The organism is Larkinella arboricola, assembly GCF_003259745.1.
Lineage (GTDB): Bacteria > Bacteroidota > Bacteroidia > Cytophagales > Spirosomataceae > Larkinella > Larkinella arboricola.
This window is the reverse complement of the sequence record NZ_QLMC01000003.1, coordinates 413,384-427,478: the sequence shown is the minus strand read 5'-3', so window position 1 is coordinate 427,478 and position 14,095 is coordinate 413,384. Positions and strand designations below refer to the sequence as shown.

At 49.4% G+C, this 14,095-nt stretch carries 13 protein-coding genes; 10 read left to right on the top strand and 3 right to left on the bottom strand.

Translation table 11 applies throughout. The features are described 5' to 3' along the window. Position 1: 1 nt before the first annotated feature. The 3 genes from LX87_RS13150 to LX87_RS13140 all read right to left on the bottom strand — a co-directional run bounded on the left by LX87_RS13150 (position 2) and on the right by LX87_RS13140 (position 3,775). On the bottom strand, positions 2–1,438 hold the full coding sequence (locus LX87_RS13150; protein WP_111628702.1) for an alpha/beta hydrolase family protein: 1,437 nt from the start codon (positions 1,436–1,438) through the stop codon (positions 2–4). Between the two features lie 3 nt (positions 1,439–1,441). Beyond that, positions 1,442–2,710 (bottom strand): mandelate racemase/muconate lactonizing enzyme family protein, encoded by a 1,269-nt coding sequence (locus LX87_RS13145; protein WP_111628701.1) that lies wholly within the window; start codon positions 2,708–2,710, stop codon positions 1,442–1,444. Positions 2,711–2,824: 114 nt separating this feature from the next. Then, entirely contained in the window at positions 2,825–3,775 is a 951-nt protein-coding gene (locus tag LX87_RS13140) for an RraA family protein (RefSeq protein ID WP_111629188.1), read from the bottom strand. A 290-nt stretch (positions 3,776–4,065) separates the two neighbouring features. Here LX87_RS13140 and LX87_RS13135 point away from each other — a divergent pair, with 290 nt between their 5' ends. The 10 genes from LX87_RS13135 (at position 4,066) to obgE (ending at position 13,993) form a co-directional block, all read left to right on the top strand. Further along, complete coding sequence (locus tag LX87_RS13135; protein ID WP_111628700.1) at positions 4,066–4,437, top strand: hypothetical protein; 372 nt, start codon at positions 4,066–4,068, stop codon at positions 4,435–4,437. 95 nt (positions 4,438–4,532) lie between these two features. Next, positions 4,533–5,705: an MFS transporter gene (locus tag LX87_RS13130; RefSeq protein WP_111628699.1), complete on the top strand. Its 1,173-nt coding sequence runs from the start codon at positions 4,533–4,535 to the stop codon at positions 5,703–5,705. A gap of 544 nt (positions 5,706–6,249) precedes the next feature. Beyond that, positions 6,250–7,083, top strand: coding sequence for a MotA/TolQ/ExbB proton channel family protein (locus LX87_RS13125; protein ID WP_111628698.1), 834 nt, complete (start codon positions 6,250–6,252; stop codon positions 7,081–7,083). Between the two features lie 44 nt (positions 7,084–7,127). Beyond that, positions 7,128–7,754: an ExbD/TolR family protein gene (locus LX87_RS13120; protein ID WP_111628697.1), complete on the top strand. Its 627-nt coding sequence runs from the start codon at positions 7,128–7,130 to the stop codon at positions 7,752–7,754. A 52-nt stretch (positions 7,755–7,806) separates the two neighbouring features. Further along, the gene (locus LX87_RS13115; protein WP_111628696.1) at positions 7,807–8,334 is read left to right on the top strand and encodes an ExbD/TolR family protein; all 528 of its coding nucleotides are present in this window, start codon (positions 7,807–7,809) and stop codon (positions 8,332–8,334) included. Positions 8,335–8,372: 38 nt separating this feature from the next. Further along, entirely contained in the window at positions 8,373–9,203 is an 831-nt protein-coding gene (locus tag LX87_RS13110; RefSeq protein WP_111628695.1) for an energy transducer TonB, read from the top strand. Positions 9,204–9,417: 214 nt separating this feature from the next. Further along, on the top strand, positions 9,418–10,347 hold the full coding sequence (locus tag LX87_RS13100; protein ID WP_111628693.1) for a PstS family phosphate ABC transporter substrate-binding protein: 930 nt from the start codon (positions 9,418–9,420) through the stop codon (positions 10,345–10,347). A 93-nt stretch (positions 10,348–10,440) separates the two neighbouring features. Further along, on the top strand, positions 10,441–12,216 hold the full coding sequence (locus LX87_RS13095; RefSeq protein ID WP_111628692.1) for a tetratricopeptide repeat protein: 1,776 nt from the start codon (positions 10,441–10,443) through the stop codon (positions 12,214–12,216). Between the two features lie 157 nt (positions 12,217–12,373). Further along, complete coding sequence (locus LX87_RS13090; RefSeq protein WP_111628691.1) at positions 12,374–12,946, top strand: adenylate kinase; 573 nt, start codon at positions 12,374–12,376, stop codon at positions 12,944–12,946. A 45-nt stretch (positions 12,947–12,991) separates the two neighbouring features. Continuing rightward, on the top strand, positions 12,992–13,993 hold the full coding sequence (gene obgE, locus LX87_RS13085) for a GTPase ObgE (RefSeq protein WP_111628690.1): 1,002 nt from the start codon (positions 12,992–12,994) through the stop codon (positions 13,991–13,993). Positions 13,994–14,095: the final 102 nt, after the last annotated feature.

Below are 14,095 nucleotides of genomic sequence, written 5' to 3'. Positions count from 1 at the left end.
TCTATTTCTTGTCGTTAAAATATTTTTTGGCAAATTCCAGAAAAACCGGCCAGTCCAGCGAGTCGACGTGCCCGCCTTCGTGGTTTCGAAAAGCGACTTCCCCGGTAATCAGGGCTACATCCGGCGCGGGCATCTGCGTCGTTCCAATGCCTTTTTTACCTAATAATTCATATACCGGACTGGCAGCCGCGCAGGCCAGAAACATCCCGTGCGGATCGGCCCACTGGTCTTTCGTGCCGCCGGTAACAAAGACCGGACGCGGGGCGACGAGGGCAATCAGTTCGTGGGCATCGACGGGCATGGCCTGCCAGTTTCTGCCATACTTGACAAAGTTGCCCGCCATCCAATGATACTCGCCTGATCCCGCTACATTATCAATGGTTTCGCCGAAATTCCGTTTTTCGAGCGAAGCGCCCAACGAACCCGAGCAACTCGGAAAGGCGATGGCCCAGCGTGAATCCAGCGCAGCCGCCAGCAGGGCGGTTTTGCCCCAGCGCGAGTGTCCCTGAATCCCGATCTGCTTCGGGTTGATCGCTTTATCGGTTTCCAGGTAATCGAGGGCGCGGCTGAGGCCCCAGCTCCAGGCCGACAAAACGCCCCAGTCGTCGGGCTGGCGGTCTTTGCCTTCGTTCACCAGACCGATGATGCCGCTGTGCAAACCGGCCCCGCTGTCCATCTGAACCAGACCGGTGTTGAAGAGCGCGACGGCCCAGCCGGTTTCGATGATTTTGCGGATGGTGGCTAGTGGCGTCGGAAAAGCACCCCAGACGATCACCATCAAAGGCACCGGGCCGGAAGCGTTGGCGGGGGTGTACATCGTCAGCTCGATTCGGGGTGTGGCGCTGGGGTATTTCGAATTATCGATGCGGCCGATGATGAGCTTTTTGTTGGCTTTGCCGCCGACCGCCGTGTCCTGACCGGTTACTTCAAAGGTGACTTTGGGCGTGTTCTTCGGGATTTTGCCGTAAATCTCGGTTTCGTAGTCGTTCAGAATTTCCGGGCGACGCTGCTTCCACCACATGGCTGCGGTTTTGACCGGTTTCCCGTTTTTCAGCATCAACGGATTCGGCAGGGTATAAGCATTCGCCTGACTTTCTTCATAATTGGTCCAGTTGCCCCAGCCCGAGCGCACATGGGTGTTCCCCGCTTCGTCGTACCAGTTACTGGAGCCTTCCCGCTGCTTGACGTGCTGCGGTCGCTTCGGATCGTCGGTGGGCGGGGGCAGGTTGGCGGGCAGTTTCAACTGGAGTTGGTCCATCGTTTTTTGCCAGTCTTCCTGGGCAGCCGCGCGCATTTTGTCCATGTACGCCCGGCGCTCTTCCGGGCTCATTTTCGAAAAATCCGGACTTTGAGCCCTTACGGTTTGAAGTGACAAAACCGTCAACAGCAAAACCGCTAATACCGATCCGAAGGGGCCTACATAGAGATTTTTTTTCATGGTCTACACAAAGAAGGGAACGTCTTTGGGGGCATATTTTTTCATGCCTTCTTCGTTGATCTCGACGCCAATCCCCGGTTTTTCGGAGAGCGGAATAAAGCCATCTTTGACCATCGGGCCGTCGAAGGTGACGATTTCCTTGAACATCGGGTCTTCGTGGAAATAAATCTGCCACTCCAGAATCATGAAGTTCGGGACCGACGCGCAGACGTGGCTGGACGCCATTGCGCCCAGGTACGACGCCACCATGTGCGGAGCAAACGGCACGTAATAGAGGTTAGCGAGGTTGGCAATGCGTTGTCCTTCGCCCAGACCACCGGCTTTCTGCAAATCCGGCATAATGATGTCCACCGCACCGATTTCCAGCATCCGTCGAAAACCGTAGGCCAGGTAATGGTTTTCACCCGCGCAGATGGGCGTGCTGGTCGATTCAGAAATGATCTTGTATGCTTCCACGTTTTCGGCCGGAATGGGTTCTTCCAGGAACATCAGGTTCAGCGGTTCCATCATCTTGGCCACCCGTTTGCCCGTTGTCATGTCATACCGTCCGTGCATATCGACGCAAATATCAATTTTGGGACCCACGGCTTTCCGCACGGCGGCAATCTGGTTGTACATCCGCTCCAGTTCGCCGGGGCTGGCCGTCCAGTTGTAGCGGTCATACTTGGCCGGATCGTTCCATTCGTCGATGTCGTACTTCACCGCCGTAAAACCCATCTGAACGGCTTCCTTCGCGCTTTGGGCAAAATTGTTCGTGCTTTTGTCGGTATCGCGGTAGGTGCCCGTGTCGCAGTAGACCCGGATTCGGTCGCGGTATTTGCCACCCAGCAACTGATAAACCGGCAAACCGAGGGCTTTACCGACCAGATCCCACAAACCGGTTTCAACGGCGGACAGCACGGCGATATACATGCCGGCCTGCGCGCCTTCAAAAAAACCGGAGCGCCGAATGTCTTCGAATAAGCGGTTGACGTTCAGCGGGCTTTTGCCTTTGATGCGCTGGGCCATCATCTTCACCAGGTGGTAGGTGCCGGGCGTGGCATCCACGGCTTCCCCGCAGCCCCAGATACCCTGGTTGGTATGAATCTTGACGAAAAGGCTGTGCCCGTTGCGAATGTAGCCGCACTTGATGTCGGTGATTTTTAGGTCGGACGGTGCGGAGGAGAGGGGTGCTCGTTCGACGGCGGTTTCTAAGGGGGCACCGAAACTGGAGGTGGCGGCAAAGACGCTGGCGATGGCGCTTTTAGTGAGAAAAGATCTTCGTGAGGTCATGAGATTGGAAGTTTGTGAGGTTATGACACAGGGTTAATCAGAGGATATCAGAGTTTATCGGAGGAGTCCCTGATTACCTCTGATGTTCTCTGATTAACCCTGTGTACTAACTCATTACCAAGTGCGGGTTTTCAGATAATCCTGAATCTGTTCTTTCGGAACGGGTAACTCACTAATGTGCGCGTTGAGCCACTGCGAGAAGTCTTTTTCGATCTCGGGCGACCAGCGGTTGTCGATCTGGCCGGGGGTGTATTTCTGCTCGCGCAGCCGCTGGTGGCCGAACATATCTCGCAGCCGCACGATTTCGGAGGTTTTCACAACCTTCTCAACCAGGTGTGGAGGAATGAAGGTAACGGCCCCGTCGCGGCCCAGCACCACATCGCCGGGCATCACCATCACTTTGCCGATGCGCGTCGGGCGGTTGATGCCGACCAGCGTGGTGTTCAGTTCGCCGTCGGGGTTGTTGAGGTGGTGGGAGGGGTGGTAGCTGCGGAAGTAGGATGTAAAACCGCCAATTTCTTTCAGACCCGCAATGTCGCGGATAGCGCCTTCGTAGACAATGCCGTTGCCGGTTTTGGCGTAAATTGAGTTGCCGAGGTTGTCGCCAATGGTGGGACCGTCTTCGTGCATACCAAACTGGTCGACCACGTACACATCGCCTTTCACCAGCATATCAATGGGCCAGGCGTTTTGTGATTTCACGCGTCCATCTTTTTCGTGGCCTTTCTTATCGGTCACGCGGTGAACGTCGGGCCGCCCGGGCATGAACGTGGCCGTGAGTGCCCGGCCCACCAGTACGCTGTCGGGGTTGATGGTTTGCCAGCCTTCGGCATACTGGTACTTGTAGTTCGACCCTTTCATGGTGGCCCAGGCTTCTTCGTGGGTCACCAGTTTCATGCGTTTTAGTAGGGCATCCGGTACTTTAGGGCGTCCGTCGGGGAAGCGTTCGCCTTTCCATTCGGGCGTCAGAAAGATCAATTCTTCGCGGGAAATCTGCTGCCCGAACGACACTGTCGCCAGACTGAGCAATGCCACCGCAACGGCTGGTAAAAAGACTTGTTTCATCATAGTATTCAGGAACCAAGAGATGGTTTAGAATTTAGACGGAAGAAGGAAATAATTGGAGACTTCTACCCGTTTGCCGGGGGATTCAATTTAGCAGTTCCAGAAGATCCAAAACGGTGTCCTTATTGTTCGCTTACGGACAGAAGTTGTCCGGGTTCGTACACTTTTGGAAAGAGGTATAAAAGTTAATTACTGATTATCAATTGTTTAATTTATTGGCACAGCAATTGGCAGCTAATAAGCAGAACAGCAACAACAGAAAGAACAACAAACAACAAATACGAACATCCATGAAATTCTTATTGGGAACTCTACTCTTCACTACGTTACTGAGCGCCAACATCGCAACGGCCACCCCGAATACGCCCAAATCCCGCTCGTTTGAGACAAACACGTTTGTAACCCGTGAAAATAAAATCTGGGTGGCCGTTGAAAAATCCACTTCTTCATCGGTAACAGTAGTCCTTCGCAAGCAAGGTGACGTATACTTTAATAAGTTTATCGGAAAGAGCCAGAGCAAGTTTGTCACAAAACTGGACGTTAGCGCATTAGCGGATGGCCAGTATGAACTGGAATTTATTTCGTCGGAGGGCAGCGTTAAAAAACGGATTAACATCGGTACGCCGGTGCAGGAGCCAACCCGTCTGATTTCAATGAAATAGAAAGATTTTTACGATCTGTAGGATTAGTTTAGGTTAAGAAAGCGCAGGAAAGCTACTTCTGATTCGGAGGTAGCTTTTTTATTTTATTTTTGCGGATGGAACAGCCGCGTACGATTTATACCACTGCTTTTTTTCTTCTTTGTTTAAGTTCGTTTCTCTTCTTCGCCAGCTTTAACATGCTGATTCCGGAACTGCCGGGGTATTTAACCAGCCTGGGTGGCGCCGAATATAAAGGGTATATTATCAGCTTATTTACGTTGACAGCCGGTTTGTCCAGACCGTTCAGCGGCCGGCTGACGGACACCATTGGCCGGGTGCCGGTTATGGCGTTGGGTTCGCTGGTGTGCTTTGTCTGCGGTTTTTTATACCCTATGGTCGGGTGGGCCGGGCTTAACGGTATTGCGGCTTTGTTGTTACTGCGGTTGGTACACGGCTTTTCGACCGGCTTTAAACCAACCGGCACATCGGCTTACGTAGCCGACATTGTACCCGATGAACGCCGGGGCGAAGCGATGGGCGTACTCGGATTAAGCGGTAGCGTCGGAATGGCTTTTGGCCCGGCGCTGGGAAGCTGGCTCACTTCGACGTTCGGCTTAAATCCGTTATTTTATACCTCTTCCACGCTGGCCCTGCTATCGATTATGATTTTGCTGAACATGAAAGAAACGCTGGCCGAGCGGGTGCCGTTTCGGTGGAGTTTATTGCGCATTTCGCGCCGGGATGTGTTCGAACCGGCGGTGTTTGCGCCGTCGCTGGTAACGTTCCTTAACTCCTTTAGCTTTGGGGCCGTCATTACGCTGGCGCCTGATTACAGCGAAGCGCTGCATGTGGGGAATAAGGGATTATTTTTTACGGTTTTCACCGTTTCGTCACTGGCAATTCGCTTTCTGGCCGGAAAGGTTTCTGATCAGCACGGTCGTCGCCCGGTATTGCGGATTGCGTCGCTGATTATCACAGTTGCCATGCTTCTGCTGGCGTTCAGCACGTCCACGCTTTCTTTTTTGCTGGCTGGAGTGGTCTTTGGAATTGCATCCGGCATGTATTCGCCAACGGCCCAGGCCTGGACGGTTGACTTGAGTGATTCTGGCAATCGGGGGCGGGCTCTGGCAACCATGTACATTGCGCTAGAGGCCGGTATCGGGCTGGGTGCTTATTTGTCGGCGTCTGTATACAACAACCAAAGTGATCGGTTTTCGCTGGCCTTTGTCATTATCGCGGCTTTCTCAACGCTCTCTTTTCTGTTTCTGCTGAGTAGCTGGAGGAAATAAAACAGCGTTCAGTTTGCCGGTAGTTTATACCTCCTCCATAGGCATGAGAATCGTCTGGCGGGGCGCTAAACCACTCCATGAAACCAGGCTCCGCGAAACGGCGCTTCCGGTTGCCGGTTTGCAAATTTATTTTCCTAAAATTTCAGTAACCGTTCATCATCCGTAAAACAAAAAAAAGACGGCTTTTTAAGCTTTTCGTGTTACTATTTATATAAAATTTTCTTAGATATCTGTGCAAAAACTAATTTTTATAGCAACAAATATTATTCTGCATAATAGCGTGTAAAAGAAATAGTTATAAAATTTTTATAAACTTGTTTTATGGCCGTTTACCTTAGAAAAATATAAAAAACGTAGCATATTTTCTCGTTTTAACAAAAAAATGACCTGACCGCTTGTATAAATTCAGATAGAAAATTGATACTTTTGTAATAGGCTTCAAGAAAAGTCGTCCGAAATTTTATTCTACTAAAACGTTTCAATTTGAAATTTTCGTTTTCTTTACACAAAAAACCAGTTTCAATTTAACCCTACAGTTAGTCTAATGAAAACACAATCTCCAACTCCAGCACCAGCTAAAGCAGCAGCTCCCAAGAAAAAGTCGAGCGGTCTGAATCCGGTGTTTGTCATTCCTATTTTGTTTGCGATTGCCGTAGCCGTGTACATGTTCATATTCGGCGATGGAAGTCACTTTGTAGGTGGTAGCAACGAAAACCTGCCCCTGGAAGGTGATTACTTCGGCGTTGTTTACAAAGGCGGGCCTATTGTACCTCTTCTTTTTACCTGTTTCTTAATTGTGCTGGTTTTCTCAATTGAACGTTTTATTACGATCGGCCGTGCCAATGGTTCAGGTTCGATTGATGAATTTGTTCGGAAAGTAAAAGGCATGCTCGACCGTAACGATGTAGAAGGCGCTATCAAAGAGTGCGACCGTCAAAAAGGTTCAGTTGGAAACGTTGTGAAAACGGCCCTGCTGAAATACCAACAACTGAGATCGGATGCCGAACTGACAAAAGAACAGAAATTGGTTGCTCTGCAAAAAGAAGTAGAAGAAGCAACGACGCTTGAACTGCCAATGCTGGAGAAAAACCTGACCATCATTGCCACGCTGGCTTCTGTATCAACGCTTATCGCTCTGTTGGGAACGGTATTGGGTATGATCCGTGCCTTTAGCGCCATGGGTACGTCTGGTCAACCGGATACGGCGGCTCTTTCAACAGGTATCTCTGAGGCCCTTGTAAATACCGCTATCGGTATCGGTACGGCGGCTGTTGCCACCATCATGTATAGCTACTTCACCAGCCGTATTGACGAATTAACCTACAACATCGACGAAATCGGTTTGAGCATCCAGCAAAACTTTGCTGCTCACAACTAATTTTTCTGAGTGGCTTAACGTTTATATATAAAACGTAATTAGATATGCCAATAGTAAAGCCAAAACGTTCGGCACCGACGACGGATATGACGGCAATGTGTGACATGGCGTTCATGCTTCTGAGCTTCTTTATCATGACGGCTCAGTTCAGACAAAACGAAGCAGCCGCCATTGAAACGCCAACGTCTATCTCCGGTATCAAAGTCCCGGATACAGATATCATGACCATCAGCTTAGACAAAAATGGTCAGGTATTCTTCGGGATTGATAACCAGGAGCACCGTCGGGCCATGCTCGAAAACATCGGAGAAGTCTACGGTATTTCTTTCTCGGATCGGGAAAAGAAATCGTTCGGTCTGCTTCCAAACTTTGGAATGCCGGTTAACCAGTTAAAATCTTATCTGGCTTTAAGACCTGAACAACAAAAGCAAATTAAGCAACCAGGAATTCCGGTTGACTCAACGGCTAATCTACAGACTAACCAGTTGGCTCAATGGGTATTCAACGCTCGTAAAGCAAACAGCAAACTGCGGATTGCTGTGAAAGGCGATAACCTGGCTAAATTTCCTAGCTTCAAAAACGTGTTGAGTTCCCTGCAATCGCAGAACATCAACAAGTTCAACCTGATTACAGGTACCGAAGCTCCACCAGCCGGTTGGACGAACGATTAATAGAGTATTAGAACCATAACTCACGCGATTCATCGCCTTAAACTTGTAAAAGATGGCAAATATCGACACCGGTGGGGGTGGTGGTAAGCATAAAGGTGGTGGTAAAGTCCGCGGTAAAAAAATGTCTACGCGGGTCGATATGACCCCGATGGTAGATTTGGGCTTTCTGCTAATTACCTTTTTTATTCTTGCTACCACCTTGAACAAGCCGTCTTCGATGACGCTTAACGTGCCGGACAAGACCGAAAAAGTCGAGACGGAGCCTATTAAGGCTTCGAAAGTAATGACGCTGTTCCTGGGACAGAATAACGAAGTGCACTACATTGCCGGAAAGGCAGCCAATGAGGATCCGAAGCTGGAAACTGTTCGTTATGGGCAGCAACTGCGGCAGGCAATCCTGGATGCCAGAGCCAAAATTGGGGCCGATTTTGTTGTCGTTATCAAGCCAACTCCAAAATCTACGTATAGAAATATGGTAGATATTCTGGATGAAATGGCAATAACAAAGTCAAAGCGTTATGCACTGGTTGATCAGCTTACTCCGGATGAGGAGAAACTGATTGCCGACAAACTGAAGTAATCAAGCTTGTAAAGGCTATTTAACTAATTTAAATCACCATGGCAGAAGTAACGGCAGCATCTGCGCCAACGCTTGACGATATTGTGTTCGCAGAACGCAATAAGGCATATGGTGCGTATTCATTACGGAAGGGCTATTCCAAGACAATCTACCGCTCGCTGATTATCGGCTCGGCGTTGTTTCTTGTGGCAATGGCTACCCCGACCATCATTAACGTCTTAACTCCTGAAGAACAGGAGCAGGCAATGGTTGAAGTGGACCTGATGAAGATACCACCACCGCCAATCGATCCGAATGAACCACCGCCACCGCCACCACCGCCGGTTGAAATGCCGAAGGTGAACACGGTAAAATTCCTTCCGCCGGAAGTAAAACCGGATGAAGAAGTACCGGAAGAAACACCTCCGCCGACAGTTGAAGAACTGAAGGAGGCCGTAGCCGCCGAAAAAACCCAGGAAGGTGACCCCAACGCTGAAGAAGTAATTGTGGCACCCGAAGAAACTGCTGGCCCGACGAAAGTGGAAGCGGCAGTGGAAGCGGCTCCGAAAGAAGAGCAAATCTTTACCGTAGTTGAACAAAATCCGGAATTCCCGGGTGGGATGTCGGCGCTGGGCCAATTCCTTAGCAAGAACATTCGTTACCCACCCGCAGCTTCACGGGCTAACGTGTCCGGCCGGGTATTTGTTAGCTTCGTTGTAAATACCGATGGCAGTATTCAGGACGTAACGGTTCTGAAAGGACTGGGCTTCGGTACGGATGAAGAAGCCATGCGCGTTGTAAAAGCCATGCCCAAATGGAGACCGGGTAAACAGTCGGGTCGTCCGGTGCGGGTTAAATACAACTTGCCAATCAACTTCCAGTTGGAGTAATTGTCGATATGAGACAACCCACTTCAGGCCTGCTAAGTCGGTATCTTAATATTTTTATGGGGCTGGCTTATATGGGAGGAGGCATCTTTTTGATTGCCTCCTCTCAGTCTTTTGGAATGCTTCCTTCGGGCGCACTGCGGTATATCTTTGCAGCTATCTTATTAATTTACGGAGCCTTCCGCATGCTGCGGGGATTTCAACGTTTCAGGGATTTATGAATGTTTTTGTAAGAAAGGCGATATGGGTCGGGCTGGTACTGCTGGGTGCATGTTCCAAACCGAGCGATACCCCGAGCCGTGGCGAGATTACAATTACAGCGGATGAATCCTTACAGCCGGTCGTTGATATGCTGACCAGTGCCTATGAAGGAGTCAACCCAAATACGAATTTTAATACGGTTTACAAACCAGAACAGGAAGCGATCAGCATGATGCTACGGGATAGCGCACGGCTGGTGTTTTCGACCCGTCAACTGAATGAGCGGGAAGTAGCTGCTCTAAATCAGGAAAAAATCAAAGTTCAGACGCAATTTATCGCCACAGACGGTATCGCTCTGATTGTTAGCCAGACGCATAAAGATAGCCTGGTTACAATGGCTGAACTAGGCGATATTTTCAAGGGAAAAATTACGCGGTGGGAACAGTTACAGGGAGCTTCGTTGACCGGACCGATTATCCTGGTTTTCGATAACAATAATTCCAGTAATCTGACCTATATGCTGAAACGGTTCAATGTAACCGATGTGAGTAAACTGAAAATTTTTACGGTTAACTCAAATAAACAGGTCATTGATTACGTTCGTAAGAATCCGGTGGCACTGGGCTTTATTGGCGTAAACTGGATCAGCGATGGTGACGTACCGTTGACTGCTGAACTATCCAAAGATTTACGCGTATTGGGGGTTTCGGAAAAGCCTAACCCTACATCCGTAGAAGAATATTACCAACCGTTTCAACGGAACCTCGGGCTGGAATTATATCCATTGCGCCGGAAAATCTACATCCTTAGCCGTGAGGCCCATTCAGGGCTTGGCGGTGGTTTGATGACGTATATTGCACGGGATGTAGGCGGCCTTTTGATTGAAAAGAGTGGAATCTGGCCCGCTGAGCCGTATAACCGGGAGGTATACCTGGAAAAAAGGTGAAATTTTTTCTGCGTTCGGGTAATCTTATGGTTTTGTATTTTGTTATTATTAAATAGTAATTTATTTTTTATCCATTCTCAACCTGAAAAAGGCATGAAGTTTCAAAAGAAAGCTCTGTTGACAGTGGTGGCCGCCGGTATGCTCGGCACATTACAAGCGGTTGCCCAAGATGCACAATCGGGGGTGAAGGATCTGGAAGCAGGCCGTTACAACAAGGCTATCCAAACATTTCAAGGTTTGGCAACCAGTGCCCCTTCGGCCGATAACTATTTTTACTTGGGATATGCCCAGTTGAAAGCTGGCGATCCGGATGCTGCAAAACAAGCGTTTGAAAAAGGTGTGGCTGCTGATCCTAAAAACCAACTTAACAACGTTGGATTGGGTGCTGTCGCTTTGGCTAAGAAAGATGGGGCAACGGCGAAAACCATCATCAATAATGCCTTAAAAGAAACAAAGAATAAAAATATGGACGTATTGCTGCGTGCAGGCGAAGCGTACACCATGTTTAGAAAACCGGAGGAAGGCATCAATGATCCGGCTGAAGCCATCCGGATTTTAACTATTGCCGACGAACGCGATAAGAAAAATGAGAACGCCGAAATTGAAATGGCGTTGGGTGATGCCTACACGCTGAAAAACGACGGTGGTAATGCGGTAACGAAATACGAAAACGCACTGGCCATCCGTCCGAACAATGCCGAAGCTAAATACAAGATCGGTAACACGTTCCTGCGTGCTAAAAACTATCCGCAGGCGCAGAAGTTTTACGAAGAAGCCATTGCCGCTGATCCGGATTTCGCTCCTACGTATGAAGACTTGGCCGAAGCCTTCTTTGGCTCACGTGCTTACAAGAACGCTTCTAAAAACATGGATTTGTACATCCAGAAAAGCCAGACTACCAACGTGGACAAACTGCTGCGTTCGGCTCAGTTCGACTTCCTGGCGGGTGATAACGAGAGAGCCATTCAGAAGCTGGACCAATTGAAAGGTAAAGTAAACACGCCGGTTATTCAACGGATTTACGGCTGGGCATATTCAGGTGCCGGTAAATACAACGAATCCATTGAGGCTTTGAATAACTTCATTCAAACTGCCCCGGACCGTGTTATTCCTGACGATTATAAATACCTGGGTCGTGCGTATGCGCAACTGGGTACGCCCGAAGGTGACTCGCTGGCCATTGTGAATCTAGAGAAAGCGGCTCCGATGGACAGCACAGAAAACGTGTACCGGGAAATTGGTAAGCTTTTGTATAGTGGTAAAAAATATGATCAAGCGATCGGTGCCTGGAAGAAAGCCATTCTGATGGATACGAGCAAAGCTACGACCAACGATTATTTCCAGTTGGGGATGTCTAACTACCTGCAGGCAAGCCGGATTGGTCGGGATAGCACGCTGATGATGAATGGTGACACGGCTGCGATTCGTCAGGCAAAAGAAAATTACTACACCGCTGCTGACTCTGCGTTCCTGAAAGTAAATCAGATCACGCCGGATTGGTCACCGGGTTACTACTTCCGTGCTTCGGCCAACTACTTCAGTGATACGAAAGGTGCCATGAATACGGGTGAGCCTGTACCGCTGTACGAGAAATACCTCGAAGTAGCTGATAAGGAAATCGCGGCAGATGCAGCCAAGAAAGAAGCGAACAAACGGTATATGATGACGGCCTATAAATTCTTGTCATCGTACTATGCGAATAAAAACGATGCGGAGAAGTCGCGGGAATACCTGTCGAAAGCAGCCGAACTGGATCCGAACGATAAGGATGTGCAGAACGCCCTGAATCCGCCGGCTCAGCAGCCCGCTGCTACGAAGCCCGCTAGCAAACCTGCTGCGAAAAAACCAGCTGGTAAGGCTACGAAATAACCCTTAACCTTGGGTAAAGTGCAAAAGAGGAACTCTGTTGAGGGGTTCCTCTTTTGTTTTAAGGGCCCTATTGATAAATACTTAGGTGGAAAAATGATATTTTCCTAACAAGAATTGTATTTTTGTACGCAAACTTGCGTGTATCTTACAAACCTCTATGCTCAATCTTGTACTATTTGGCCCACCGGGTGCCGGGAAAGGCACACAAAGTGAAAAATTAATTGCCAAGTATCGCTTGGTGCATTTGTCTACAGGTGACCTGCTACGCTCCGAAATACGGGAAGGAACCGAACTGGGACTACGTGCCAAAATGCTCATGGATCAGGGAATCCTGGTACCCGATGAGGTGGTAATTGGAATGATTGAGAACAAGCTGAAAGAGAATCAGTCGGCAGCCGGTTTTATTTTTGACGGGTTTCCGCGGACGGTTCCGCAGGCCGAAGCGCTCGATCAGCTGCTGGCGCAATACAATACCGGGATTACGGTAATGGTTGCTCTGGTGGTGGATGAAGAAGAACTGACCAAACGGTTGCTGATCCGGGGTTTGTCGTCGGGGCGCCCTGATGACCAGAACGAAGACCTGATCCGGCGACGGGTTAAAGAATACAACGATAAAACTGCGCCTGTGGCTGGCTATTACGAGTCGCAGGGTAAGTTTAAAGCCATCAGCGGCATTGGAAGCATCGAAGAGATTTTCCAGGCCATTTGTGAGAAGATAGAAACCGCCTAAACGCTTCGTACGCGTCAGGCACAGCAGTAGGGTTAAACAAAGAGCATGGCTTCATCAAACTTTATAGATTACGTAAAAATTAATGTTCGGTCCGGAGCGGGAGGAGCGGGTTCCATGCACTTTCGGCGGGAAAAACACGTCGATAAGGGTGGGCCAGATGGAGGAGATGGTGGCCGGGGAGGACATATCATTCTGAAAGGAAGCGCCCAGCTCTGGACATTACTGCATTTAAAGTATCAGAAACACATCAAAGCCAAGCCGGGTAGGGCCGGCGAAGGAGGCCGCCGGACGGGTGCGGAAGGAGACGATGTGGTTATTGAAGTACCCCTGGGCACCGTGGCGCGTCATGCGGAAACCGGTGAAAGAATGGCCGAAATCACGGAAGATGGCCAGGAGATTATTTTGCTCCACGGTGGTCGGGGCGGGTTGGGGAATGATCATTATAAATCGTCGACCCGCCAGACACCCGACTACGCGCAACCGGGCGAACCCGGACAGGAAGCGTGGATTATTCTGGAATTGAAACTATTGGCCGATGTTGGTCTGGTAGGTTTTCCGAACGCCGGTAAATCAACTCTGTTGTCGGTCGTCTCGGCGGCAAAGCCCGAGATTGCCGACTACCCGTTTACAACCTTGGTTCCCCAATTGGGTGTTGTGGCATATCGGGATTATAAGTCGTTTGTGATGGCCGACATTCCGGGAATTATCGAAGGGGCCTCACAGGGTAAAGGGCTGGGTCTGCGCTTTTTGCGGCATATCGAGCGGAATTCCATTTTGCTGTTTGTGGTGCCAGCCACCAGCGAAGACTGGGCTGCCGAATATGAAACATTGTTGAACGAACTACGCCAGTACAATCCTGAATTGCTGGATAAAGAGCGTCTGCTGGCTATTTCTAAGATAGATTTAATCGAGGAAATAGACTATAGCACGGTTATTGATCGTTTACCCGCTGGCATACCGACGGTATTTATTTCCGCGATTCGCCAACAGGGATTAATGGAACTTAAAGACTTGATATGGAAAGCCTTAACCCGTACGGAAGACTAACAGTACCCAATCCGGCGAGCACCTACCGTGATTGACTCAATCGGACATTATGAAGATTAATCGAATTTCTACAACGTTATTCTACTTCTTATTTTTTTTGCT

Excerpts from the sequence above, each read along its gene's own strand:
- LX87_RS13100 (WP_111628693.1), top strand. The coding sequence starts at position 9,418 with ATGAATGTTTTTGTAAGAAAGGCGATATGGGTCGGGCTGGTACTGCTG.
- LX87_RS13140 (WP_111629188.1), bottom strand. The coding sequence starts at position 3,775 with ATGAAACAAGTCTTTTTACCAGCCGTTGCGGTGGCATTGCTCAGTCTG.
- LX87_RS13150 (WP_111628702.1), bottom strand. The coding sequence starts at position 1,438 with ATGAAAAAAAATCTCTATGTAGGCCCCTTCGGATCGGTATTAGCGGTT.
- LX87_RS13120 (WP_111628697.1), top strand. The coding sequence starts at position 7,128 with ATGCCAATAGTAAAGCCAAAACGTTCGGCACCGACGACGGATATGACG.
- LX87_RS13125 (WP_111628698.1), top strand. The coding sequence starts at position 6,250 with ATGAAAACACAATCTCCAACTCCAGCACCAGCTAAAGCAGCAGCTCCC.
- LX87_RS13095 (WP_111628692.1), top strand. The coding sequence starts at position 10,441 with ATGAAGTTTCAAAAGAAAGCTCTGTTGACAGTGGTGGCCGCCGGTATG.
- LX87_RS13130 (WP_111628699.1), top strand. The coding sequence starts at position 4,533 with ATGGAACAGCCGCGTACGATTTATACCACTGCTTTTTTTCTTCTTTGT.
- LX87_RS13110 (WP_111628695.1), top strand. The coding sequence starts at position 8,373 with ATGGCAGAAGTAACGGCAGCATCTGCGCCAACGCTTGACGATATTGTG.
- LX87_RS13090 (WP_111628691.1), top strand. The coding sequence starts at position 12,374 with ATGCTCAATCTTGTACTATTTGGCCCACCGGGTGCCGGGAAAGGCACA.
- LX87_RS13145 (WP_111628701.1), bottom strand. The coding sequence starts at position 2,710 with ATGACCTCACGAAGATCTTTTCTCACTAAAAGCGCCATCGCCAGCGTC.
- LX87_RS13135 (WP_111628700.1), top strand. The coding sequence starts at position 4,066 with ATGAAATTCTTATTGGGAACTCTACTCTTCACTACGTTACTGAGCGCC.
- LX87_RS13115 (WP_111628696.1), top strand. The coding sequence starts at position 7,807 with ATGGCAAATATCGACACCGGTGGGGGTGGTGGTAAGCATAAAGGTGGT.
- obgE (WP_111628690.1), top strand. The coding sequence starts at position 12,992 with ATGGCTTCATCAAACTTTATAGATTACGTAAAAATTAATGTTCGGTCC.